Genomic DNA, 23,769 nt, shown 5'->3' with positions numbered 1-23,769 from the left:
GTGATGCCATCACAGGTGCCCACCGTGACCGTGCCCGAGCTGCCCGCCGAGCTGCCGCAGGACGTCACCCTGCTCGACGTGCGGGAGCAGGACGAGTGGGACGCCGGCCACGCGCCGCGGGCCCAGCACATCCCCATGAGCGAGCTGGCCGGACGCCTCGGCGAGCTGCCCGCCGACCAGGAGGTGCTCGTCGTCTGCCGCAGCGGCGGCCGGTCCGCGCGGGTCACCGCCTACCTCAACGCCAACGGCTGGGACGCGCGCAACGTCGACGGCGGCATGCAGTCCTGGCACGCCGCCGGCCGCGACCTCGCCTGCGACCAGGGGGAGCCGCAGGTCATATGACCAGGTGGGTGGCCACGAGCCCGCGGACCACGCGTGAGAGGCAGCCGAGACGCCGGCTGCCCTACCTCGGCCCGCCCGCCTACCGCGCCACCCCGCGCTGGGGCTTCCCGCCGCTCGCGTGGCGCTGGCCCACCACCGTCCCCGGCACCCGCACCGGCGAGCAGGAGCCGGTCACCGTCGACCGCGTCCGCGCGGTGGGCGGGCACGCCGCCGCGATGATGTGGACGCTGGCCGCCCTCGCCCTCATGGCCGCCGCCGGGGAGATCTGGCGCTACGTCCTGCTCCTGCGCAGCCGCGAGGGCGCGCTCTCCGACCGGCTCGTCGCCACCTCCGACGCCGTCGTCACCATCGGCTCGGTCCTGGCGCTCGCGTTCGCCGTCCTGGCCGCCACCGTCACGATCTCGTGGTTGCACCTGGCCCGCCACGCCGCCGCCGAGGCCGCCGACCAGACCCTGGGCCGCCGCGACTGGCAGGTGCTCGCCTACCTGCTCATCCCGGGCGTCAACCTGGCCATGGCCGGTGTCCTGCTCACCGAGCTCGAGCACCACGTCCTGCGCCGCCCGGCCGACGAGCGCCCCACCCCGTCCCGCGCCACCACGATCTGGTGGGCGGTCTGGGTTGTCGGCGGCCTCCTCTTCGGCGCCACGATCCTGTGGCGCTTCCGCTCCGGCGTCCAGGCCCAGGCCGACGGCGTGATCCTCAGCGCCCTCACCGACCTGGCCGCGGTCGCGGTCGCCGTCCTCACCGCGCTCACCGTCCGCCGCCTGTCGACGCTGCTGGCCCCGCTGGACCCGCGCAAGGTCCGCTTCATGCGCGTCATCCGCGTCGAGGACGCCCCGGACCCCGAGCTCCGCCCGGTCCGCCTGGCCCACTCCAAGCGCTAGCCGTATCGCCGGGGGACGGTGGTCACCGGGAGCGTGCGCAGGCCGCGGATCACGAACTCCCCGCGGCGCGTGGGCTCGTCGGCCAGTCGCAGATCCGGCAGCTGGGTGACCAGCGCCGACAACGCGGCCGCCACCTCCACCCGGGCCAGCGGCGCGCCAACGCAGTAGTGGATCCCCGCGCCGAAGCCCAGGTGCGGGTTGGGTGAGCGGCCGACGTCCAGCGCGGCGGGCCGGTCGAACACCAGGGGATCGCGCGCGGCGGCACCCAGCAGCGCCGCGACCCGCTCGCCGGGTGCCAGGTCGTAGCCCGCGATCGTGGTCGGCGCGGTGGCGGTCCGCTCGAACAGCTGCAGCGGCGCGTCGTAGCGGATCAGCTCCTCCACCGCGGTCGGCAGCAGCGCCGGCGACGCGACCAGCCGCTCCCACTCCGACCGGTTGCGCAGCAACGCGAGCACGCCGTTGCCGATCACGTTCACCGTCGCCTCGTGGCCGGCCATCAGCAGCAGCACCGCGGTCCCGACCAGCTCGTCGTCGGTCAGCCGGTCCGAGCCGTCGCGCACCGACACGAGGTCGCTGACGAGGTCGTCGCCCGGCGCGGTGGCGCGGGTGGCGGCCAGCGAGCGCAGGTAGGCGACGAACTCGGCGGCGGCGGACTCCGCGGCGGCCGCGAGCGGGGGCGCCAGGTCGTACTCGTACATCTTCACGATCGCGTTCGACCACGGCTGGAGGCGGTGCCGGTCGGCCGCCGGCACGCCGAGCAGCTCCGCGATCACCTCCACCGGCAGCGGCGCGGCGACGTGCGCCAGCAGGTCCGCCGACCCGTCCGCCGCGATCGCGGCGGCCAGCGACGACACCAGCGACGAGGCCACCGACGCCACCCACGGCGACAGCCGGGCCGTGTGGCCGCGGGCGAACGCCGCCGAGATCAGCCGGCGCAGCCGGGTGTGCCGCGGCGGCTCGTTCTCCAGCAGCGAGTTCTGGTGCAGCAGGTTGAACGCCGCGAACGACTCGACCGGCGTGCGGTCGGTCCACAGCCGCCCGGCCGAGCGGTCCCGCAGCACCGCCGAGCACGCCGCGTGCGACACCGCCACCGCCAGCCCGAGCCCCTCGTGCCACCGCACCTCGCCGCCGGCCCGCAGCGAGTCGAACACCGGATAGGGATCGGCGAGAAACGCCTCGTCCCGAGGATCGAACAGCACACGGCGACGGTATCCGTTCTGTGCGATGATCCGCGCCGTGCAGCCCGCAGTCGTGGCACACCGGGGAGCTTCCGCACACCGGGCGGAGCACACGGTCGCCGCCTACGCACTCGCCCTCGAACAGGGCGCCGACGGACTCGAATGCGATGTCCGGCTGACCCGCGACGGTCACCTCGTGTGCGTCCACGACCGCAGGGTCGACCGCACGTCGACCGGCCGCGGCGTGGTCAGCACGCTCACCCTGGAGCGAATGTCCGAACTGGACTACGGCCGCTACGACGCGGCGATGCCGGACAGCGCCGACGACCTGGTGCGCGAGCCCGTGTGGACGCCCGACCCGAACGACTACGGCGTGCTCACCCTGGAGTCGCTGCTCGACCTCGTCGCGGACTCGCCGGGCACCACGCTGTTCGTCGAGACCAAGCACCCGGTCCGCTACGGCGGCCTCGTCGAGGCGAAGCTGGTCGCCCTGCTCAGCCGCTACCGCCTCGCCAACCCGAAGTCCAAAGAGGACTCACCGGTCGTGATGATGTCGTTCTCCGCCATGGCCGTGCGCCGGATCCGCCAGCACTCGGCGCGGCTGCCCACGGTCCTGCTGCTGAACCAGCTCTCCGCGGTGCGCTGGGACGGCACGCTGCCCCGCTCCGCCGACTACACCGGACCCGGCGTGCACCTGCTGCGCACCGACCCGGACTACGTGGCCCGCGCGGCCGCGGCCGGCCACCCCACCTACACCTGGACGGTCGACGATCCGGCCGACCTCGAGCTGTGCCGCCGCCTCGGCGTTCGCTACGTCGCGACGAACTCCCCGGCCACCACCCGGTCACTGCTCAACCGGTAGCGTCGTGCCCATGGCCAAGCGATCCGCCGTGAAGCAGCGCACCGACGGCATCAACCCGCGCCAGCCCTGCCCGTGCGGCTCCGGCAAGCGGTACAAGGCATGCCACGGCAGCTCCGGCGGCCCGGTCGAGCTGCCTGTCGCCCGCCCGCTCGGGGGTCTCGCCGGGGAGTGCGAGCTCATCGCGCTGCGCGAGTTCGTCCCGTCGGCCACCGCGCCGCTCGCGCTCGCGAAGCCGGCGGAGCGCGAGGTCACGCTGGCCACCGTGCTGCCGATGGCGTCCGCGGCGCTCGTCCGCGCGGACGGGACGGCCCTGGTGGGCCTGCAGGTGCAGACCCGCTCCAGCGACGTCAGCCGGGACATGGCCCGCGCGCTGCGCTGGGCGCTGGAGGCCGAGGCGGGCGCCGTGCTGCCGGTCATCGGCCCGGAGACCGACGAGTCGGCCGACCGCGAGCGCTTCCAGGACCTGGTCGACGTCGAGCAGGTCCTCGAGCCGGCCGTGCACACGGACTTCACGTGGTGGATGCCCGAGGGCGAGGAGCCGACCGGCGAGGTCGCGCTGTCGCTGGAGCGGGCCAACGCCGCGATCATGCCCACCGAGCGGATCGGCCCGGCCGCCTACTGGGTCGACGCCGGCGACCGCTGCCACCTGCGCTGGGTCCGCCCGGAGTCGGAGGAGCAGCTGCTGTTCGCGCTGGCCCGGCTGTCCGCCCGCGGCGAGCTCGGCCTCGGCGAGGGTTCCCGCTACGCGGGCTCCTTCCGCGCGCACGGCCTGCTGGTCCCGGTGTGGGACCTCGACAGCGAGAAGCACGCCCGCGAGTGGACCGAGCCGGCCGAGCAGCTCGGCGAGCGGCTCGCCGCCGCGCTCGCGTCCCTCGGCGACGAGCCGCTCACCAGCGAGGAACGCCGCGCCCGCGACGGTCTCGTCGGCCGCCAGATCACCATCCGCTGACGTGATCCTGCACATCACCACCCGCGGCGCCTGGCACCCCGACGCGCCCTACCGCGCCGACTCGCTGGACACCGAGGGCTTCGTCCACTGCTCGGACTTCGGCACCGTGCACCTGCCGGCCAACCGCCTCTACGCCGGCCGCACCGACCTGGCCCTGCTGGAGATCGACCCGGCCAGGCTGGACGTCCCGCTGCGCTGGGAGCCCGGCGCCCCACCGGACCCGAACGGCGCCTGGTTCCCCCACGTCTACGGCCCGATCCCGCCCGCCGCGGTCGTCGCCGTGCACGACTTCCCACCCGGCCCTGACGGCCGCTTCCAGCTCCCGGCCGCGCTGGCCCGTTAGGTCACGGTTCGCCAGCTGGCGCCCGGGTACGCGAACCCGTGGCACGAGAACGCCGCCCCGGGCCACGCGGTCCGGGGCGGCGTTCGTCTGGTCGTCAGTCGGTGGTTGTCAGTCGGTGGTCGTCAGATCCGGCCGCCGGCCGTGCGTGGGGCCAGCGGGTCGTCGCCGGACTCGCCGACGGACTCGCGGGCGAGGAAGTTCTCCACGTCGAACAGGTTGCCGCCGGCTCGTCGAACCACGTTGAGCAACGTGGTCATCTGCGCCACCTCCTCGACCTGCTCCTTGAGGAACCACTGCATGAACTGCTCGCCCTTGTAGTCGTCCTCGTCGCGGGCGATCTTGGCGAGGTTGATGATCTCCTCGGTGACGTTCTTCTCCTGCTGGAGCGCCAGGGACACCAGGTCGGCCGCCTCGGAGAAATCGGTCCGCACATTGTCGATGCCGGGAATGATAGGCGCGGCGTCATTGTCGAGCAGGTATTGCACGATCATCATCGCGTGGTTCCGCTCCTCCAGCGACTGCCGGTAGAAGTGCTTGGCGAGCCGCGGCAGGTCCTGGCCGTCGAACCAGACAGCCAGGGCCACGTACTGCTGCGACGCGGTGAACTCGTGCCGCACCTGCTCCTGCAGCATGGAGAGGAACTTCGAGAGGTTGCCTGTCTTCGACATGAATTCGATAATACGCAGAGCCTGATTCCCGCGCCAGGCGGCAGCCTTGCCTGACAATTTCCACACAATTAGGCAAGCCTATGGAAACGCAATTCAGGTAAGGCATTCCTAATCGCGCCCCGGTGTCGTACGCTCGTGACGTTTCTCCTCCACTCATGTTCGGATCTGTCCGAAAATGAGCAACCACGACAGATGGGAGCGAGATCATGACAGCCTTACGTCGGTCCGTGCTGATCACCTCGATGGTCGGCACGATCCTGCTGGCCGGCGGGGCCACCGCGAGCGCGGACAGCGAGCGGTGCACCTCGGGCAGCGGATGCGCCGGCCGGGTCACCTTCCAGTCCTACGGGGAGGTGTTCAAGGTCTACGACCAGGCCGGGGACGGCCACTCGGCGGTCGCCCTCTACTGGCTGCCCGACGGCAGCGGCCCGCACCTGGTGTGGAACGCGAACGGCAACGGCACGAACGTCACGGCGGACCTCGAGTTCGCCGAGGGCAGCTGGGTCACCTACCGCGCGTGCCTCGGCGAGTACGGGACCAGGGCAGTTCTCCAGAGCACCTGCGGCGCCACCATCACCGACATCGCCTAGGAGGCCGGCATGACCAAGCTCAACCGACGCCTGTTCCTCGTGGCCGGCCTGGCCGCCGCCGGTGGTGCGGTCGCGCTGCCCGGCCTGGCGGGCGCGTCCGGCCCGCGGGCCGTCGCGGGGGACCCGTTCCAGCTCGGCGTGGCCTCCGGCGACCCGCGGCCGGACGGGATGGTGCTGTGGACCCGGCTCGCGGCCAAGCCGCTGGACATCGGCGGGGGCATGGGGACCGCCAACGTGGCCGTGGACTGGGAGATCGCCACCGACGAGGCGTTCGCCACCGTCGTCCAGCGCGGCACCGAGACCGCCATCGCCGGCGAGGGGCACAGCGTGCACGCCGAGCCGCGCGGGCTGCCGGCCGGTGCGGAGTTCTTCTACCGGTTCAGGAGCGGCACGTTCATCTCACCGGTCGGGCGTACCCGGACCGCGCCCGCCGCGGGCAGCGACCCGGGCTCGGTGAAGGTGGCGATGGCGTCGTGTCAGCACTTCGAGGAGGGCTGGTACCACGCGCACCGGTTCATGGCCGCCGACGAGCCCGACCTGATCCTGTTCCTCGGCGACTACATGTACGAGAAGCAGTCCGGCCTGGGCACCAAGGTGCGCGGGTACGTCGACTTCGACGAGGTGGACAACCTCGACGAGTACCGGCTGCGCTACGCCCAGACCAAGCTCGACCCCGGGCTCAAGGCCGCGCACGCGGTGGCGCCGTGGCTCGCGGTGTTCGACGACCACGAGCTCGCGAACAACTGGTGGGGCAACGGCACGGGCTGGCCCGCGGCGCGCAAGCAGGCGTCGTTCCAGGCGTACTGGGAGAACCTGCCGCTGCCGAGGTCGATGAAGCCGACCGGGCCCGCCATCCCGCTGTACCGGCGGGTGCCGTGGGGGACGCTGGCGCGCTTCCACATGATGGACACCCGGCAGTACCGCTGGCAGCAGGCGCCGAACAACAACTGCACCGAGATCCGCCGGACCGACCGCACGCTCACCGGTGCGGCGCAGGAGAAGTGGCTGCTCGACGGGCTGGCCGCCGGCGGCTCGAAGTGGGACCTGCTGGGCCAGCAGGTGTTCTTCGCGGGCCGCGACGTCGACGGCGCCACCGGCACCTGCGACGTCAGCGAGGACGCGTGGGACGGGTACGACGCGTCGCGCAAGCGGATCACCCAGGGCTGGATCGACCGGCGGGTGCGCAACCCGGTCGTGCTGACCGGCGACGTGCACCGGCACTGGGCCAACGACCTGCGGCTCAACTACTTCGACCACGCGTCGGCCATCGTCGGGACGGAGCTGGTGACGTCGTCGATCACCTCCGGCGGCAACCCGGGCAGCAGTGACCCGCCGCCGGCGGAGGTGGCGAAGAACCCGCACGTGCACTACGTGGGTAACCAGCGTGGGTACGTGCGGGCCACGGTCACCGGCACGGAGCTGACCGCGGAGTTCACGAAGGTGTCCTCGATCGTCGAGCCGGATCCGGCGAAGGTGACGATGGCGGTGAGTCGCCGGTTCGTGGTGCAGGACGGGCGGCCGGGCCTGCAGGCAGGGTAACCACGTTGCACGCGAGGGTGCCGGCCGTCGACCATGGGCGGATGGCCGGCACCTTTCCCGATGACGTTCCCACGCTCACCGACGGCGTGGTCACCCTGCGCGCCCACGAGCCGTCCGATGTGGACGCGATGGTCGAGCAGTGCACCGACCCGCTGTCGATCGAGTGGACCAACGTCCCCGTGCCGTTCGCGCGTGCGGACGCGGTCCACTACGCCACCGAGTTCATGCCGGCCGGCTGGCGTTCGGGCAGCGAGTACGGCTTCGCGATCGAGGCCGAACACCCCTGCGGCGAGCCGCGGTTCGCCGGCTCGGTCAGCCTGCGCACGCTCGCCGGCGGGGTGGCCGAACTCGCCTACGGCCTGCACCCGGCGGTGCGTGGCCGCGGGGTGTGCGGTCGCGCGGTGACTTTGCTGCTGGACTGGGGCTTCGAGGCGCGGGGCTTCGACGTCGTCGTCTGGTACGCGCGGGTCGGCAACTGGGCCTCCCGCCGGGTGGCGTGGGCGAACGGCTTCAGCTTCGACGGGACGGTGGCCAAGTTCCTGCTGCATCGCGGCGTCCGGCACGACGCGTGGCTGGGCTCGCTGCGTGCCGGCGACACCCGCGAGCCGAAGAGCAGGTGGAACGTGGAGCCGGTCCTCGAGTCGGAGCGGCTGCGCCTGCGCCCCAACCGCGAGTCCGACGCCACCCGGTTCGGCGAGATGTTCGCCGACCCGCGGAGCCGCCACTTCAACGGCCGCGTGAAGGCCGTTCGCGACGTGCCCGACGGGGCGGCGCTGATCCGGCGCAACCTGGAGGGCTCGGCCCGCGGTGATCGCTACAACTGGTGCATCGCCGACCGGGACACCGATCTCATGGTCGGCCACATCCAGCTGTTCGACCTCGAGGGCCTGGACGACACGGAGGCCAAGCTGGGCTACGCGGTCCACCCGGACGCCCGCGGCCGCGGCGTGCTCACCGAGGCGCTGCGGTCGGTGGTCGAGTGGTCCTTCCGCCCGGCGGCCGACGGCGGCCTGGGCAAGCGCCGCCTGAGCCTCACCACCGCGGCGAGCAACAAGGCCTCCCGCCACGCGGTCGAGCAGGTCGGCTTCATCCACATAGGAACCGAACCGAAGTCCTTCACGACAGGCGAGTCGGACTTCGACGACATGGCGATCTACCACCGCCTGAACCCGGCCTGGAACCCGTGATCGCGCTCCACGGCTGAGGCGGCGCGGTGCTCGACACGAAGGTCAGCTACGACCGCGGTCGGGCGATGAGCCAACTCCCCGCCAGGGTTCACCTCCGTTGCCTCAGAGCGAGTCCCGGGTGATCGGGCACGACATGCAGCGCGGGCCGCCCCGGCCGCTGCCCAGCTCCGAGCCGCGGATTCGCAGCACCTCGATGCCCGCGGCCTCCAGGCGCTCGTTCGTCTCCACGTTGCGCTCGTAGGCCACCACGACCCCGGGCGCGACGGCGAGGGTGTTGTTGCCGTCGTCCCACTGTTCGCGTTCCGCGGTGACCGGGTCCAGGCCCGTGTCGATCACCCGCAGCCGGTCGATGCCCATCGCCTCCGCGGCCGCGGTGAGGAACGGCACCGGGCCGGACACGACGACGCCCTTGCCGTCATCGGGCCGCAGCGGGTACGCGACCAGCGTGTCGCGCACCGCCGGGTACATCACCACCGCGTCCCGGTCGACCATCGTGCACACCGTGTCCAGGTGCATCGTCGCCCGGTCCTGGGCGATCGGCACCGCCAGCACCGTGTGCGCGAGCCCGTCGGCGAACGCGGAGCGGGCCAGCGACTCCGCCCCGGCCGGCGTGGTCCGCTCACCGACGCCGATGGCCAGCACCCCGGGCGCGAGCAGCAGCACGTCCCCGCCCTCGACCGGCGCCGAGTGCGCGCCGTACGCGCGCCCGGCGGCGCGGAACCGGGGGTGGTAGGCGTAGATCAGGTCCAGCAGCGCGGTCTCCCGGTCGCGCGCGGGCATCGCGAGCGACGCGATCGCCACCCGGTTGCCGATCCACACCGACGAGTCGCGGGTGAACAGCAGGTTCGGCAGCGGATCGACCACGAAGTCGTGCGGGTGGTGCATCTTGCGCACCAGCGACGCGCCCTCCGCGGCCGGCAGCTCCTCGAACGTCATGCCGGCCATCAGCACGTCCGCGAGCTCGTTGTTGTCCATCGTGGACAGGTGCGAGCTCAGCGCGTCGGCGAGCTCGTGCCCGACCCGGCGCCGGTCGACGGCCGTGTCCGCGGCCGCGGCGTGCGCCCGCTCGTCGCTCAGCGCGGTCACCAGCGCGTCGGCGAGCAGCAGCACCTCGACCTCGCGCGAGACGAGCGTCTCGGCGAACGCGTCGTGCTCCTCCTGGGCGCGGTCGACCCACGGGATGCTGTCGAACAGCAGCTGGTCGTTGTTGCGCGGGGTCAGCCGCTTGAGCTCGGCGCCCGGCCGGTGCAGCAGCACCGCACGCAGCGGGCCGACCTCGCTGTCGACCCTCGGCGTCGGCTGCTCGTGCACGGCCAGGTCGGATGCTGGTTGAGCGGTCACTCAGCGAGCGTAATGACTCGGTAAGGAGGTTGTCGCGACCAGTCCCGCCACGTTGGGCCCTTGAAAGGCCCGCAGAGCGCCGTCATCTGGTGCGACCGCGTCGACATCGCCTTCGGCTCGGCCCCGCTGGCGGCTCAGAGCTCTGGCAGAGCCGGGCGGTCCTTCGTGAGCAGTGGCTCCAGCAGGTCCCCGAGGTCGTCCACGCGGTCCAGGACGTCGTCGGCGGTGAAGGTCAGGTCGTTCGGGTGGCGGCAGCTCTCCACCTCCGCCCACGTCAGCGGCGTCGACACGGTGGGGGAGGGGCGGCCGCGCAGGGAGTACGGGGAGATCGTCGTCTTGTACTGGTTGTTCTGGCTCCAGTCGATGAACACCTTGCGCGGCCGCAGGTTCTTCGCCATCCGCGCCACGATCAGGCCGGGCTGCTCCCTCGCCAGCTCCTCGGCCACCGCCTTCGCGTACGCCGACGTGTGCTCCGCCGCCGTCGTCGTGATCGGCGCGTACAGCTGCATCCCCTTCGAGCCGCTCGTCTTCGCGAACGACAGCAGGCCGTGCGACGCCAGCAACGTGCGCAGCCGCAGCGCCACCTCGCAACACTCCACGATCGTCGCCGGCGGGCCCGGGTCCAGGTCGAACACGAGCAGGTCCGGCGTGCGGCGCTCGCCCGACGCGTCGACCTTCCACTGGGGCAGGTGCAGCTCCAGCGCGGCCATGTTCGCCGCCCACACCAGCGACGGCAGGTCGTTCAGCACCACGAAGTCGAGCGTCTCGTAACCCCGCGTGCTGCCCGGCGTCTCCACCCGCACCGTGCGGATCCACTCCGGCGCGTGCCGGGAGGCGTTCTTCTCGTAGAACGGCTGCCCGGTCACCCCGTCCGGCCACCGGCGCAGCGTCACCGCCCGGTCGGCCAGGTGCGGCAGCAGCACCGGCGCCACCCGGCTGTAGTAGTTGATCACCTGGCCCTTGGTGAAGCCGGTCTCGGGATACAGCACCTTGTCCAAGTTGGACAGCCGCAGCCGCCGGCCGCCGACCTCGACCAGCACGTTCTGCGGCGCGGGCTCGGCCGCCGGCTCCTCGGGCGAGGCGTACGGCTCGCCGGGGTCCGCCGGCTCGGCGTCCGGCGCCACCTCCACCTCGAGATCCGCCGGGTCCTTGTCCGACCGCAACCCCCGCCACGACGGCGCCCGCAGCCGCCCGTCCGGCGTCCAGTTCCGGAACTCGACCTCACCGACCAGCGTCGGCGACGTCCAGTGCGCCCCCTTCGCCCGGTCCGCCGGCAGCTCGTTGACGAACGGGGAGGTCTTGCGTTCCAACGGTTTCAGCTGCTCGCCGAGCTCGGCCAGCGCCTTGTCGGTGAACCCGGTGCCGACCTGGCCGACGTACCGCAGCCCGCCCTCGGTCGGCACGCCGAGCATCAGCGAGCCGATCGCGCCCGAGCGCCGGCCCTCGCCCGGCCGCCAGCCGCCGATCACCACCTCGATCGTGAGCACCTCGGTGATCTTGACCCAGTCCGCGCTGCGCCGGCCGGGGAAGTACCGCGACGACAGCCGCTTGGCGATGACGCCCTCGAGCTCCTGCTCCCGCGCGGTCTCGACCATCGCCGCCCCGTCGGCGGTGTAGCTGGGCGAGGTGTTCCAGTGCGGCCCGCGCACCTCCAGCCCCTCCAGCAGCTGGCGCCGCTCGCTGTAGGGAAGGTCCACACAGGAATTGCCGTCGAGGTAGAGCACGTCGAACACGAGGTAGGTGACCGGCACGGCGTTGGCGAGGTTGCGGGCCTGCCGGTCGTTCTGGACGTGCATGCGCTGCTGCAGCGCGGAGAAGCTCGGCCGGCCGTTCTCCATGGCGACGATCTCGCCGTCGAGCCACACCTGCGTCGAGCCGAGCTCCTCCCCGAGCTCGCGCAGCTCCGGGTAGGTCACCGTGATGTCGTTGCCCTTGCGGGAGTGCAGCCGCAGCCGACCGCCCTCGACCCGGGCCAGCGCCCGCACGCCGTCCCACTTGAACTCGTAGGCCCACTCGTCGTCCTGGTCCGCCGGCGGCAGCGTGCCCGGCGAGGCGAGCATCGGCTCGATGAGCTCGGGCAGCCGGGTGAAGCCGGGCTCCCGCGGCGGCTCCGAGCGGCGGACCATCCAGTCCTTGGCGTCCTTGCCGCTGCGGAAGAACGTGTACCGGCCCTTGGCGCGCTCGCCGTCGAACACGACCGCGACCTCGCGGTCGGACCACTTCAGCGTCTCGTAGTGGCCGCGGTCCCAGATGAACATCCGCCCGCCGCCGTACTCGCCCCTGGGGATCTCGCCGGAGAACGTCGCGTACTCCATCGGGTGGTCCTCGGTGTGCACGGCGAGCCGGATGTCACCCGGCACGTCCGGCAGGCCCTTCGGCACCGCCCACGACACGAGCACGCCGTCGCGCTCGAGCCGCACGTCCCAGTGCAGCCGGCTGGCGTGGTGCTCCTGGATGACGAACGTGTCGTTGTTGCCGGTGGGCAGCGCGCCGTCGGCCGGCACCGGCTCCGGGGTGCGGGCCGGGTCACGCTTCTTGCGGTACTCGCCGAGGTCGCCCATCGGGGTCCATTGTGCCCGCTACGACAGCCAGGACACCTTCCCGCGCAGCAGCGCGTAGCCGACGAACGCGACGACGTCGAGCAGCGTGTGCGCGATGACCAGCGGCCAGAGCCGGTTGGTGCGCTGCCAGACCCGGCCGAACACCAGGCCCATGGCGACGTTGCCGAGGAACCCGCCGAACCCCTGGTAGAGGTGGTAGGACCCGCGCAGCACGGCGGCGGTCAGCAGCGACTTGTTCTCGTGCAGGCCCAGCTGGCGCAGGCGGGTGATCAGGTAGCCGACCACCAGCACCTCCTCGGCCCACGCGTTGGCCGCCGCGGCGATCGTGAGCACGATCGGCCGCCACCACGTGTCGCCCAAGGTGGACGGCAGGACGGTGAGGTTGGCGCCGAGCGCGCGGGCGAGGAAGTAGAGCCCCAGGCCGGGGATGCCGATGAGCGCGGCCAGTCCCACCCCGCCGAGCGCGTCCTTGCCCAGCCTGGCTCGGTCGAGGCCGATGGCCTTCAGACCGACGCCGGCCCGCCACAGCAGGTAGAGCCCGAGCGCGCCCCAGGCGAACAGCTGCGTGGCGGACAGCAGCTGGCGCAGCAGGTCGATGAGGCCGACGGTGGCCTGCGGGACGTTGATCGCGACCTGCTGCTGGGCGAGCGGCTCGGGGCGCAGCAGCGCGTCGAGCAGGGAGAGCAGGCTGCGCAGCCCGGACATGCCGAGCGTCACCGCGAACACGATGACGACCTCGACGACGACCGCGCGGCGCTCGCCGGGGTCGGCGATCAGGTCCGTCCGGCGCTCCGGCGCGAGCCAGGCTCTCAATGACACGCCGAAACGCTACCGTTAGCCGCGTGCCAAGGATCGCTACCTCGGACCGGGTCGACGCCGACGCCCTGTCCGACTTCATCCGTCCACGCCACCACGCCGTCCTGGTCACCACCAGGTCCGACGGTGGCCCGCAGCTCTCCCCGGTCACGTGCGGCCTCGACACGGAGGGGCGGATCGTGATCTCGACCTACCCCTCGCGCGCCAAGGTCGTCAACGCCCGGCGCGACCCGCGCGTGTCGGTCCTCGTGCTGTCCGACGACTGGAACGACGCTTGGGTCCAGGTCGACGGCACCGCGGAGGTCCTCGACCTGCCCGACGCGCTCGAGCCGCTGGTGGACTATTTCCGGGTGATCTCCGGCGAGCACCCCGACTGGGACGAGTACCGCGCGGCGATGCGGCGTCAGGGCAAGAGCCTGATCCGCGTCACGATCGACCGCTGGGGCCCCATCGCGACCGGCGGCTTCCCGCCGGAGCCGGCCTGACGGCGGCTAGTCCGCCTCCCCGGGATTCAAAGTGTGCGTCGCGTCCCGGCGAATAGTGCGGGTATCGAGGTGGATGGTGGCTGGGTGCCGTCACGGTCCCCTGAGGTTCCGGTGGTCGGCGCAGGACTAGTCTGCCGGCTCCTCGCCGGTCAGGGTGAACGAGGAGATCATCTCGGTCAGCACGTGCTCGTCGATGTCGGCGCGTTCGGTGAGGCAGCTGCCGACGAGGGCGTACACGCTGCGCACGCCGGCCGGGGAGCGGTCCGTCCCCTCGGTGGTGACCGCGAGCTGGCGGACCATCCTGCCCTCCAGCACGAGGTCGGTCCGCCGCGCCGCGCTGGGCAGCTGCTCGTCGCTGTCCGCGCCGTCCACGCCGATCGCCACGATCTCGGTGGCGCCGGCGTTCAACAGCGCCTCCTCGGCGAGCTCACCGAGATCCCTGTCCGTGGGGACGCGTTCGCCGAACACGACGAGGTTCACCCGGAAGCCGTCCCGGGGCGGGGCGAGGAAGGCGATCAGGCCGCCGGTCGGCTCGGTCGCCGACCAGTCCGACGGCACGTCGATCCGGAAGGCGCCGACGCCGGGGGAGACCGAGTTCGGCCATCCCACGTTCCGCATCGACTCGCTCATCGCCGCCAGCCTAATCGTGGAGACGCAGGCCAAGGCAGGTCACCGGGCCCGCGGCCGGGACCGGGATACGGCGGCCCGGCCCGGCGGCCGGTACGAGCGGATCACAGGGCGGTGAGGACGACCGGACCCGCCTCGGTGACGGCGATCGTGTGCTCGATGTGCGCGGCCCGGCTCCCGTCCGGCGTGCGCAGTGCCCAGCCGTCCGGGTCGGTCACGTACCGGTCCCGGCCGCCGGCCATGAACATCGGCTCGAGCGCGATCACCAGGCCCGGGCGCAGCGGCAGGCCACGACCGGGCCGGCCCTCGTTGGGCACCGACGGGTCCTCGTGCATCGCGCGCCCGACGCCGTGGCCGCCGAAGTCCGCCGGGATGCCGTAGCCCGCCGACCGCCCGATCCGGCCGATCGCGTGCCCGACGTCGCCCAGCCGCGCGCCGACCACGGCCGCCGCGATGCCCGCGTCCAGCGCGGCCTGGGTTTCGGCGATCAGCGTCAGGTCCGCCGGCCGCGGCGTGCCCACCGGGAAGCTGACCGCCGCGTCGCCGTGGAAGCCGTCGACGCACGCGCCGAAGTCGATGCTCACCAGATCGCCGTCGCGCAGCCGGTAGTCCGACGGGATGCCGTGCACGATCACGTCGTTCACCGACGCGCAGATCACCGCGGGGAACGGCGTCGGCGCGAAGTGCGGGTGGTAGTGCTGGAACGACGACTTCGCGCCGGCCGCGGCCAGGACCCCGGCCGCCACCTCGTCCAGCTCCCACAGCGACACCCCGACCGCCGCCTCCGCCCGCACCGCCGCAAGCGCTTGCGCCACCACCCGGCCGGCCTCGCGCATCACGGCCAGCTCGGCGTCCGTCTTCAACTCGACCACTGGAAACCTCCAATAACTATCCCGGTATTCATATCACGGTATTAGTATCGGAGTCATGGTGCGACCACCGTTGAGCCAGGAGGACCGGGACCGCGGCATCCGTCTCGGCGAGATCCTGCGTGCCGCGCGCGGCGAGCGCACCAGCGTCGAGGTGGCCCAGGCCGCCGGCGTCTCGGTCGAGACGCTGCGCAAGATCGAGCACGGCCGGGTGCCCACCCCGGCGTTCTTCACCGTGGTCGCGATCGCGCGCGTGGTCGGCCTCCCGATCGAGGCCCTCTGCGTCGACGTCGAGCCGCTACCGGCCTGACCCCAGCGCCAGGAACGGGCAGCCCACCATCCGCCGCAGCTCCGCGGACAGCTCGTCCAGCGTGCTGATCGGCCGCTCGAACGCCAGCCGCACGTCGTGGTCGCCCTCGACCGCCTCCACCCGCAGCCGCAGGCCGTAGCGGTCGAGCCCGAGCGGCCGCACGTACCCGCCGCGCAGGTGGTCGGGCAGGTGCCGGCGCAGCGTGTGGATCACGTCGGTGTGCGACACGTCGAGGTGCCGCAGCCAGCCGGCCTCCTGGTGGCAGAACGGGTCCTCGCCGGCCTGGGCGAACTCCTCGGGGGTGAGCGGGTGGGTGCCGTCGGCGTCCGCGATCACCATCGACACCGGCGCCAGGCGCACCATCGCGGCGCCGTACCCGAGGTCGAGCAGCCGCGGGTCCGGCCGCTCCTCGGCCAGTTCGAGCGCGATGTCGCGGGCGGTCCCGAGGCCGACGGCGTGCAGCCGGCCGGTGATCCACAGCAGCCCGCGCACCGGCTCCCGCAGCGGGACGGGCGCGACGTCGACGACCTCGACCATGGTGGTGACCGTCGCGGACCCGGCGAGCTCGTGGTCGTCGGGCAGCAGAAGGGTCACCGTGCCGTCGTCGTGCACGTGGTGCAGCAGCGGCGCGATCCGGTCCGACTGGCGCTCGGCGGCGACCGGCGGCAGGGTGGGCGGCGGCGGCAGCAGGGTCGCCGGGCCTCGCGCGGCGATGGTCCTGGCGCGCTCACCCGGTCCGGGAATCGGCGGTCGGTCACTCACGCTAGTTAGGCTAACCTAAGTTGAGGGAAAAGTGGTAGCCCGTCGTGGGTAGCCTGACCGGGTGACCGTGACCCAGCTGCTGGCCCTCGGAGGCGTGATCCTCCTCGCCGCGATGTCGCCCGGCCCCGACTTCGTGATCGTCACCCGCAACGCCATGCTCTCCGGCCGCCGCGCCGGCATGGCCTGCGCGGCCGGGATCGCCGCCGGTGTCTTCGTCTGGGCAACGGTGACCGCGCTCGGCATCGCCGGCCTGCTCGCCGCGTCGGCGGTCGCGTTCACCGTGGTCAAGCTCGCCGGCGCGGCGTACCTCGTGCTGCTGGGCATCCGCGCGCTGCTCGCCGCCCGCCGCGGTGGCTACGACACCCTGGAGGTCGCCGAGGGCCGGTCCGCGGGCGCACCCGCGGCGTTCCGCCAGGGCCTGGTGACGAACCTGCTCAACCCCAAGGTGGCCGTGTTCTTCACCGCGCTGCTGCCCCAGTTCCTGCCGACGTCCGCGACCGCGCTGGACCACCTGGCGCTGGCCGGCGTCGCCGCCACCGTGTCGCTCGGGTGGTTCGTCGTGCTCACCAACGTGGTCAGCGCCCTGCGCCGCTTCCTCACCGCGACCCGCGTCCGCCGGGCCATCGACGCGGTGATGGGCACGCTGCTGGTCGGCCTGGGCGTCCGCATAGCGGTCCAGTAGCGACCTGGAAGGGGCCCGGCGCGGTTCCGCACAGTCCCGCGCCGGGCCCCAGGTCACCACGCGGCTAGCAGGTGAACAGGCAGAGCTGGTAGTTCGCCCGGTACGTCGCCGCCGTGGCGGGGGCCACGACGTTGTGGCTCTGCGCCCCGCCGTCCGACCAGCTCGCGTACCGGTACTGCAGGCCCAGCGTCAGGTTCTGCCGGCTCGGCGCGCTGATCGAGTTGTTCGACCCCACGATCACCGTCCGGGTGAACGGCGCCACCTGCGTCACCGTGCCCACCGTCAGCTGCGCGCCGCTCGGGTTCGACTGGAACGTCAGCACCACGGTCCGCGGGTTCAGCCGCACCGTCGTCGAGCCCGTGTTGCCGTCCGAGTCCGTCGCCGTGAGGGTGAGGTCCAAATAGGACGGATACGGGTGGTCCGGGGCGACGAAGCTGCCCGACGCCACCCCGGGGAAGGACTGCACGTTGTGCGCGTGGCAGCTCGTCGACGTGGTGCAGTGCTGCAACGTCAGCTGCCACGTCAGCGCGGACGCCGGCAGCGTCCCGTCCTGCGGGTCGGACGCCCGGCCCGCGAACGGGACGTTCTGCCCGACGCTCCACTGCAGCGCCGCGGTCGGGTTGTCGATCGTGACCACGGGGTTCACGCTCGGCGGGTTGTCCACCGCGATGGCCACGGTCGCCGTGTCGGACAGTCCACCCGGGTCGGTCACCCGCAGCCGCGCGGTCACCGCCTGCTGCGTGAGATACGTCCACTGTGGATTGTCGAGCGTCGAGTCGTCGTAGGCGCCGTCGCCGTCGAGGTCCCACGCGTAGGACAGCGTCGTGCCGAGGTCGGGGTCCGACGAGCCGGAGCCGGTGAACTGCACGGTGAGCGGTGCCGCGCCGGACGTCGGGTTGGCCGTCGCCACCGCGGTCGGCGCGTGGTTGGTGCCGGTCGGGTAGCTCACCCGGCGCAGCTGGCCCGCGCCGAGCGCGAGGTAGAACAGGTCGCCGCCGGGGCCGATCGTGAGGTACACGGGAACGTTCGCCCCGGTCACGAGCGGCACGATCTGCGTCGGGTCCGGCTGGCCGTTCGCGCCCTGGCGCATGGCCCAGATGCAGCCGCGCGAGCTGTCCGCGAAGAACAGCGCGCCGTCGTAGGCGGCCGGGTAGGTGCTGGTCGTCTCGAACGCGATGCCGCTGATCGACGAGCCGCCGGTCGGGCAGCCGTCGCCCGGCGCGACGTTCGCGCTGTGGTTGTACGCGTGGTACGGCGCGGTCTGCCCGGCGCCGGTGTAGAGCGTCTCGCACACGTTCAGGTTCGCGCCGTCGTAGCCGGACTGCCGCGCCGCGCCCTCGTAGCAGGGCCAGCCGAAGTTCTCCGCCACCGCGTCGGTGGCGTTCGGGATCCGGTTGATCTCCTCCCACGTGTTCCAGCCGACGTCGCCCGCCCACAGCTCGTTGGTGCCGGGCCGGAAGCCGAACCGGAACTCGTTGCGCATGCCGTAGGCGATGATCCTGCGGGCGTTGAGGTTCGCGCTGGCGGCGAACGGGTTGCCGGGCATGCCGGCCCCGGTGTCCGGGTTGACCCGCACGATCGAGCCGTCGAGGGTGACCGGCTCGCCGGCCGGCCGGCGCACCGACTGCGCGCGCAGCGCCCCGCCCTCCGCGGTGGGCGGGGACAGGTTCACCCCGGCCGGGCTCGGCGGGTCGGCACACGGGTTGCCGCGCTGGCCCCAGTCGGCGAAGTTGAAGCTCGCGCCGTCGCCGCCGCCGACGTAGAGCGCGCCGTCCGGGCCGAACGTCACGGACCCGATGGAGTGCGACGGGTACTGCTGGCACCAGTCGGTGAGCAGCACCTGCTCCGCGCCGGTCGCCACGCCGCTCGCGTCGAGCGTCAGCCGGGACAGCCGCCCGGTGATCACGCAGCCGTCCTCGGTCGCGCCGGGCGGGGTCGGGCAGGCGTCGCCCCAGCGCGGCGCGGTGCCGCCGGGTGCCGCGTCGAAGCTGTAGAGCACGTAGAGGTAGGGCCGGGCGGGGTACTGCGGGTCGATGGTCATGCCGAGCAGGCCGCGGTCCCAGAAGTCCTGCACCGCGGTCCGCAGGTCGACGGCCACCGTCGCGGAGGTGTCGGCGAGCGAGTCGAAGGTCTTGACGATGCCGCTCTTCTCGCCGATGAACACCCGCCCGTCGGGCGCGAACGCGGCCACCGTCGGGTTGGTCAGCCCGCTGATCGCCACCGTGTCGGTGAACCCGGTGGGCACGGCGGCCGCCGCGGTGCTGGTCGTGGCCGCGGTGGTGAGGGTGGCCGCGGCGAGCGAGACCGCGAGGAAACCGGCCAGCCGGCCTGATTTTGGACGCGCGGAAGCGTGAGAGTGGCGCACGGACCGACCCCATTCCTGACAGTGACGACCTGTCGCGCCCCTAACACGATCAGGTGACTTGCCAGAGGCATCGGCCGAGGTGGCCGGTCCGTTTCATGAAGTTAGTTCGACTATGACAAACGCTGGGCGGGTGATCAGCCACCTGGCCCACGGCCGGACCACGACCACGCGTACGCGGGGTCCTCGCAGTCGGCCGCGGCCGCACCGAGCTCCAGCGGGCGGAAGGTGTCGACCATGACCGCGGTCTCGTCGAAGTAGTCCGCGCCGATCGACGCCTCGGCCGCGCCCGGCTGCGGGCCGTGGGTGAAGCCGGACGGGTGCAGGGACAGCGAGCCGAGGCCGATGCCGGAGCCCTTGCGCGCCTCGTAGTTGCCGCCGACGTAGAACATCAGCTCGTCGGAGTCCACGTTGGCGTGGTTGTAGGGCACCGGGATCGAGTCCGGGTGGTAGTCGACCTTGCGCGGGCAGAACGAGCAGACCACGAAGTTCGGCCCCTCGAACGTCTGGTGCACCGGCGGCGGCTGGTGGACCCGGCCGGTGATCGGCTCGAAGTCGCGGATGTTGAACACCCACGGGTACAGGCAGCCGTCCCAGCCGACGACGTCGAACGGGTGGTTGGCGTAGGTGAGCCGGGTCAGCCCGGCGCGGTGCCGCACGAGCACCGGCACGTCGGTGCCGTCGGCCTGCAGCGGCTCACCCGGCCCGCGCAGGTCGCGCTCGCAGTACGGCGAGTGCTCGAGGAACTGGCCCTTGGCCGACAGGTAGCGCCTGGGCGGTCCGACGTGGCCGGTCGCCTCGAGGACGTAGAGCCGGGTCTCGCCGTGCGGCAGCACCCGGTAGGTCGTCGATGTGGGCAGCACGACGTAGTCGCCGTCGGCCACGTCCAGCGCGCCGTAGCTCGTCTCCACGGTCGCCGAGCCGGCCTGCACGTAGATCAGCTCGTCGCCGGCGGCGTTGCGGTAGAGCGGGCTCGGCGCGGTGGCGATGGCGAACCCGATCGTCACGTCGCCGTTGCCGAACAGGGTGCGCCGGCCGGTGACCGCGTCGACCTCCTGCTGGCTCTGCGACTTGAGATCCTGGGTGCGGAAGTGCCGCGGCAGCAACGGATGGTTCGGTGTGAGCGGGCCGCGATGGTCGGCCACGACCTCGGCGTTCACGATCGCGGTGGGCAGGTGCCGGTGGTAGAGCAGGGCCGAGTCGGAGGAGAATCCCTCGACGCCCATGAGCTCCTCGGCGTACAGCCCGCCCTCCGGGGAACGGAACTGTGTGTGCCGCTTTCGGGGGATCTCCCCGACGCTGCGGTAGTAAGGCATTACTCCCTCCGGAGTGTCCGCATGTCGAACGTCTTTGTTCAGTTGCCGATACGCTACTAGCGTGTCAGCCGTGTCAAGCGCCGCACCCGTGCCTCCGCCAGGTCAACGCGATGTCCCGCCCCTGCTAGCTCGCCTCGTCGACGACGCCGCCCTGTTCCCACCGGGCAACGCCGCCATGCCCGACGCGGTCCGCCGGCATCTGGACGGCCGAACCAACGATCGGGCCGATCTCGTCGGGCTGTTCCTCTGTCCGGCCTCCCGGCTGCCCGAGCTCATCACCGACCTGATCAAGGTCAAGCCGCCCAGACCCGTGGAGCTCTCCCTGGTCATCGACACCGGGTTGGGCGGTGTGCCGAAGGCGCTGTCGATCGTCGAGTCCCGTGCCGAGATGCTCGCGCTGCGCATGGTCGAGATGCCCGCACCGTCCGATGTGGACGAGGTATGGCTCGAGCGCGTGTCGGAGTTCGTGCCCGAGGACGTGATCCGGGTGATCGAGCCGCGGCGTGGGGGCGCCGGCTGGCTGGACGGCATCCAGCGGGTCATCGAGCACGGCAGCTGGCCCAAGATCCGCTGCGGCGGGCTGTCCGAGCAGAACTTCCCGAGCATCGGGGAGGTCGCCGAGTTCCTGTCGGTGATCAACGCCGGGAACTCGTCGTTCAAGGCCACCGCGGGACTGCACAACGCGGTCCGGCACACCGACCCCGAGACCGGGTTCACCCACCACGGGTTCCTCAACCTGCTGGTCGCGACCGCGCGGCTGATCGCGGGCGGAGCCGGTGCCGGAGCCGTCGACGAGTCCGTGCACGAGGCGCTCGGGTCGACCGACGGCAAGGCGCTGGCCACGGAGGCGCAGGCGCTCACCGAGCACGAGGCGCTGGCGGTGCGTGGCGTGTTCGCCTCCTACGGCTCGTGCTCGCTGACCGACCCGGTGGCCGACCTCGAAGAGCTGGGCCTGCTGTGAGCTGGGTCCGCGACCCGGAGTTCGACCGGAAGAAGCCGTTCGGGCCGCAAACGCTTCCCTACGGCGTTGTCGACGCCGGTGCCGGGCCGCAGGTCGCGGTCCGGGCCGGCGACCACGCGCTGCTCCTGCGCTCGGTCGCCGGCGAGCTGGGCCGGCTCGCCGACCTGGTGTCCGGCACCTCGCTGGACCCGCTGCTGGCCGCGACCCGCGCGGAGTGGAGTGCCCTGCGGGCGCGGCTGACCGACCTGGTGACCGGCACCGGCAGGCCGGCCGGCGCGGTGCTGGTGCCGCTGGCCGATGTGCGTGCCCTGCTGCCGTTCACCGTCGGCGACTACGTGGACTTCTACTGCTCGCGCTACCACGCGGAGAACGTCGGCCGGATCATGCGGCCCGGCGCCGAGCCGCTGCTGCCGAACTGGACCCACCTGCCGGTCGGCTACCACGGCCGGTCCGGCACGGTGGTCGTCTCCGGCACCGACGTCGTCCGCCCGCACGGCCAGCGCAAGGGCTCGCCGCTGCCCCAGTTCGGCCCGAGCGGCCGGCTGGACGTGGAGGCCGAGGTGGGCTTCGTGTGCGGCGGCCCGGTGGCGCGCCGGGTGCCGACGTCCGGCGTGGCCGACCACATCTTCGGCGTCGTGCTGGTCAACGACTGGTCCGCGCGCGACATCCAGGGCTGGGAGTACCAGCCGCTGGGCCCGTTCCTCGGCAAGTCCTTCGCGACGTCGGTCTCGGCGTGGGTGACCCCGCTCGAGGCGCTGGCGGTCGCCCGGATCCCCGTGCCCGACCCCGGCCACCCGCGGCTGCCCTACCTGGTCGAGGACTCGCCGTGGGGGCTGGACCTGCGGCTGACGCTGTCCTGGAACGGCACGGTGGTGTCGCGCCCGCAGTTCTCCGACATGTCCTACTCGTGCGCGCAGCAGCTCGCGCACATGACCGTCAACGGCGCCACCGTGCGGCCGGGCGACCTGTTCGCGTCCGGCACGGTCTCCGGGCCGGACGTCGGCCAGCGCGGCTGCTTCCTGGAGCTGTCCTGGGGCGGCCGGGAGAAGATCACCCTGGCCGACGGCTCGACCCGGACCTTCCTCGAGGACGGCGACACGGTGGTGATCACGGCGACCGCGCCCGGCGAGGACGGTTCCGTGGTCGGCCTGGCCGAGGTCGCGGGCACGGTCCTGCCGGCCGAGGACTGACGTGGCCCGCCCGATCCGCCCGATCTCCGGCCCGGCGTCCCAGCCGGCCCGGACGCCGGGCGCGGCGGGCGGACGGGAGAGTTCGTTGACCCTCGACCGGGGCCTGGCCCTGCTGCAGGCGGTGGCCGACGCCGAGTCCGAGGCGCCGACGATCAGCGAGCTGGCGACGGCCATCGGGGCCAGCCGCGCGGCGATCTACCGGCTGCTGGTGCCGCTGCAGCAACGCGGCCTGGTCCGCCGGGACGGCTCGAAGGTCCGGCTGGGGCTGGGCCTGCTCCGGCTGGCCGCGAAGGTCACCCCGCAGCTGCGCCTGGCCGCGCTGCCGGCGTTGCGCGAGCTGGCCGAGGGTGTCGGCGCGACCGCCCACCTCACGGTCGCCGACGGCGAGGAGGCCCAGGCGATCGCGGTGATCGAGCCCTCGTGGACGACCTACCACGTCGCCTACCGGGTCGGCACGCGCCACTCGCTGGGCCGGGGCGCGGCCGGCAAGGCGATCGGCCTGCGCGACGAGGTCCCCGGCTGGATCGCGACGAGCGGCGAGCTCCAGACGGGCGCGTCGGGCATCGCGGCCCCGGTCCGCGGCGTGCCCGGCCTACGCGCGAGCGTCGGCGTGATCACCTTCCACGAGCTTGACGGCGAGGTCGTCGGCCCGCAGGTCCTGCGAGCCGCCCAGTCCGTGGCCGACGCCCTGCGCTGACCGACCGAGCTCGTCGACCGGGCGAGTTGTCCACAACCCGTCCGGTTATCCACAGCGATCGCCGCCGAGCCCTTCCCCCGACCCTGAGCCGATAGACTTGACCCAATCGGGGTGCCCCCGGAGAGGGTCAGGGTTCCGTCAAAGTCGGTTGTTGCTGGTCATGTGTGGATTCCGAGCAGTGTGAGTGGTCGTGTGGTGTCTCGGGTCATGTGGCGGAGGGCTTGGGCGATGTTGGTGGCGCCGGCGTG

Annotated in this window: 24 protein-coding genes; 14 read left to right on the top strand and 10 right to left on the bottom strand. The window is 72.5% G+C overall.

All coding sequences use genetic code 11. The features are described 5' to 3' along the window. Window positions 1-3 precede the first annotated feature (3 nt). Together VGD70_RS25210 and VGD70_RS25205 are read left to right on the top strand one after the other, a co-directional pair. Window positions 4-342 carry a rhodanese-like domain-containing protein gene (locus VGD70_RS25210; RefSeq protein WP_331085482.1) on the top strand — a complete coding sequence of 113 codons (339 nt, stop codon included), beginning with the start codon at window positions 4-6 and terminating at the stop codon, window positions 340-342. Continuing rightward, entirely contained in the window at window positions 339-1,226 is an 888-nt protein-coding gene (locus VGD70_RS25205; protein ID WP_331085480.1) for a DUF4328 domain-containing protein, read from the top strand. Before VGD70_RS25210 ends, VGD70_RS25205 begins: the two co-directional genes overlap by 4 nt. Here VGD70_RS25205 and VGD70_RS25200 read toward each other — a convergent pair. Continuing rightward, window positions 1,223-2,422, bottom strand: coding sequence for a cytochrome P450 (locus VGD70_RS25200; protein WP_331085542.1), 1,200 nt, complete (start codon window positions 2,420-2,422; stop codon window positions 1,223-1,225). The genes VGD70_RS25205 and VGD70_RS25200 overlap by 4 nt on opposite strands. A 40-nt stretch (window positions 2,423-2,462) precedes the next feature. On the opposite strand from VGD70_RS25200, the gene VGD70_RS25195 reads away from it, so the two are divergent. From VGD70_RS25195 to VGD70_RS25185, 3 genes are read left to right on the top strand one after another with little or no spacing between them, the layout of a single operon-like run. Beyond that, window positions 2,463-3,266 (top strand): glycerophosphodiester phosphodiesterase, encoded by an 804-nt coding sequence (locus VGD70_RS25195; protein ID WP_331085477.1) that lies wholly within the window; start codon window positions 2,463-2,465, stop codon window positions 3,264-3,266. Between the two features lie 10 nt (window positions 3,267-3,276). After that, window positions 3,277-4,215 carry a DUF5926 family protein gene (locus VGD70_RS25190; RefSeq protein ID WP_331085475.1) on the top strand — a complete coding sequence of 313 codons (939 nt, stop codon included), beginning with the start codon at window positions 3,277-3,279 and terminating at the stop codon, window positions 4,213-4,215. 1 nt (window position 4,216) lies between these two features. Beyond that, entirely contained in the window at window positions 4,217-4,558 is a 342-nt protein-coding gene (locus tag VGD70_RS25185) for a DUF952 domain-containing protein (RefSeq protein WP_331085473.1), read from the top strand. A gap of 122 nt (window positions 4,559-4,680) precedes the next feature. Here the strand turns inward: VGD70_RS25185 and VGD70_RS25180 are convergent, their stop codons facing one another. Next, window positions 4,681-5,226, bottom strand: coding sequence for a ferritin (locus VGD70_RS25180; protein ID WP_331085471.1), 546 nt, complete (start codon window positions 5,224-5,226; stop codon window positions 4,681-4,683). A gap of 206 nt (window positions 5,227-5,432) precedes the next feature. Between VGD70_RS25180 and VGD70_RS25175 the strand changes: the two genes are divergently transcribed. The 3 genes from VGD70_RS25175 to VGD70_RS25165 are packed head-to-tail and all read left to right on the top strand — an operon-like array spanning window position 5,433 to window position 8,542. Then, the gene (locus VGD70_RS25175; RefSeq protein WP_331085468.1) at window positions 5,433-5,816 is read left to right on the top strand and encodes a hypothetical protein; all 384 of its coding nucleotides are present in this window, start codon (window positions 5,433-5,435) and stop codon (window positions 5,814-5,816) included. Window positions 5,817-5,825: 9 nt separating this feature from the next. Then, window positions 5,826-7,355 (top strand): alkaline phosphatase D family protein, encoded by a 1,530-nt coding sequence (locus VGD70_RS25170; RefSeq protein WP_331085466.1) that lies wholly within the window; start codon window positions 5,826-5,828, stop codon window positions 7,353-7,355. Between the two features lie 41 nt (window positions 7,356-7,396). Further along, entirely contained in the window at window positions 7,397-8,542 is a 1,146-nt protein-coding gene (locus VGD70_RS25165; protein ID WP_331085465.1) for a GNAT family N-acetyltransferase, read from the top strand. A gap of 102 nt (window positions 8,543-8,644) precedes the next feature. Here VGD70_RS25165 and VGD70_RS25160 read toward each other — a convergent pair whose 3' ends face one another. From VGD70_RS25160 to VGD70_RS25150, 3 genes are all read right to left on the bottom strand, one after another. Next, window positions 8,645-9,883 carry an arginine deiminase gene (locus VGD70_RS25160; protein ID WP_331085463.1) on the bottom strand — a complete coding sequence of 413 codons (1,239 nt, stop codon included), beginning with the start codon at window positions 9,881-9,883 and terminating at the stop codon, window positions 8,645-8,647. Between the two features lie 134 nt (window positions 9,884-10,017). Continuing rightward, entirely contained in the window at window positions 10,018-12,444 is a 2,427-nt protein-coding gene (gene ligD, locus VGD70_RS25155) for a DNA ligase D (RefSeq protein WP_331085461.1), read from the bottom strand. Window positions 12,445-12,462: 18 nt separating this feature from the next. Further along, window positions 12,463-13,263, bottom strand: a complete 801-nt coding sequence (locus tag VGD70_RS25150; RefSeq protein WP_331085459.1) for a type II CAAX endopeptidase family protein — start codon at window positions 13,261-13,263, stop codon at window positions 12,463-12,465. Between the two features lie 23 nt (window positions 13,264-13,286). Between VGD70_RS25150 and VGD70_RS25145 the strand changes: the two genes are divergently transcribed. Further along, window positions 13,287-13,745 (top strand): PPOX class F420-dependent oxidoreductase, encoded by a 459-nt coding sequence (locus VGD70_RS25145; protein ID WP_331085457.1) that lies wholly within the window; start codon window positions 13,287-13,289, stop codon window positions 13,743-13,745. A 126-nt stretch (window positions 13,746-13,871) separates the two neighbouring features. On the opposite strand, the gene VGD70_RS25140 is transcribed toward VGD70_RS25145, so the two are convergent. Together VGD70_RS25140 and map are read right to left on the bottom strand one after the other, a co-directional pair. Then, window positions 13,872-14,375, bottom strand: coding sequence for a hypothetical protein (locus tag VGD70_RS25140; RefSeq protein ID WP_331085455.1), 504 nt, complete (start codon window positions 14,373-14,375; stop codon window positions 13,872-13,874). 101 nt (window positions 14,376-14,476) lie between these two features. Further along, window positions 14,477-15,244 (bottom strand): type I methionyl aminopeptidase, encoded by a 768-nt coding sequence (map, locus tag VGD70_RS25135; RefSeq protein WP_331085453.1) that lies wholly within the window; start codon window positions 15,242-15,244, stop codon window positions 14,477-14,479. 55 nt (window positions 15,245-15,299) lie between these two features. Here map and VGD70_RS25130 point away from each other — a divergent pair, with 55 nt between their 5' ends. Further along, window positions 15,300-15,551, top strand: coding sequence for a helix-turn-helix transcriptional regulator (locus tag VGD70_RS25130; RefSeq protein ID WP_331085450.1), 252 nt, complete (start codon window positions 15,300-15,302; stop codon window positions 15,549-15,551). Here the strand turns inward: VGD70_RS25130 and VGD70_RS25125 are convergent. Further along, window positions 15,540-16,313 carry a DUF2470 domain-containing protein gene (locus VGD70_RS25125; RefSeq protein WP_331085448.1) on the bottom strand — a complete coding sequence of 258 codons (774 nt, stop codon included), beginning with the start codon at window positions 16,311-16,313 and terminating at the stop codon, window positions 15,540-15,542. The genes VGD70_RS25130 and VGD70_RS25125 overlap by 12 nt on opposite strands. A 61-nt stretch (window positions 16,314-16,374) precedes the next feature. Here VGD70_RS25125 and VGD70_RS25120 point away from each other — a divergent pair, with 61 nt between their 5' ends. Further along, window positions 16,375-16,995 carry a LysE family translocator gene (locus VGD70_RS25120; protein ID WP_331085446.1) on the top strand — a complete coding sequence of 207 codons (621 nt, stop codon included), beginning with the start codon at window positions 16,375-16,377 and terminating at the stop codon, window positions 16,993-16,995. 64 nt (window positions 16,996-17,059) lie between these two features. Here VGD70_RS25120 and VGD70_RS25115 read toward each other — a convergent pair whose 3' ends face one another. Further along, the gene (locus tag VGD70_RS25115; protein WP_331085444.1) at window positions 17,060-19,360 is read right to left on the bottom strand and encodes a PQQ-dependent sugar dehydrogenase; all 2,301 of its coding nucleotides are present in this window, start codon (window positions 19,358-19,360) and stop codon (window positions 17,060-17,062) included. A 134-nt stretch (window positions 19,361-19,494) separates the two neighbouring features. Continuing rightward, a complete protein-coding gene (locus tag VGD70_RS25110) occupies window positions 19,495-20,673 on the bottom strand; it encodes a homogentisate 1,2-dioxygenase (protein ID WP_331085442.1) in 1,179 nt (392 codons plus the stop codon). A gap of 70 nt (window positions 20,674-20,743) precedes the next feature. On the opposite strand from VGD70_RS25110, the gene VGD70_RS25105 reads away from it, so the two are divergent. Genes VGD70_RS25105 through VGD70_RS25095 form a run of 3 tightly spaced genes read left to right on the top strand, consistent with a single transcriptional unit; the run spans window position 20,744 to window position 23,521 of the window. Beyond that, on the top strand, window positions 20,744-21,634 hold the full coding sequence (locus VGD70_RS25105; protein WP_331085540.1) for a hypothetical protein: 891 nt from the start codon (window positions 20,744-20,746) through the stop codon (window positions 21,632-21,634). After that, the gene (fahA, locus tag VGD70_RS25100; protein WP_331085440.1) at window positions 21,631-22,824 is read left to right on the top strand and encodes a fumarylacetoacetase; all 1,194 of its coding nucleotides are present in this window, start codon (window positions 21,631-21,633) and stop codon (window positions 22,822-22,824) included. Before VGD70_RS25105 ends, fahA begins: the two co-directional genes overlap by 4 nt. A 22-nt stretch (window positions 22,825-22,846) precedes the next feature. Further along, entirely contained in the window at window positions 22,847-23,521 is a 675-nt protein-coding gene (locus VGD70_RS25095; RefSeq protein WP_331085538.1) for a helix-turn-helix domain-containing protein, read from the top strand. Window positions 23,522-23,769 lie beyond the last annotated feature (248 nt).

The sequence above is a fragment of the Actinophytocola sp. genome (assembly GCF_036402745.1).
In the GTDB taxonomy this organism is placed as follows: domain Bacteria; phylum Actinomycetota; class Actinomycetes; order Mycobacteriales; family Pseudonocardiaceae; genus Actinophytocola.
The sequence above is the reverse complement of the archived record's forward strand: the minus strand, read 5'-3'. Positions and strand labels throughout refer to the sequence as shown.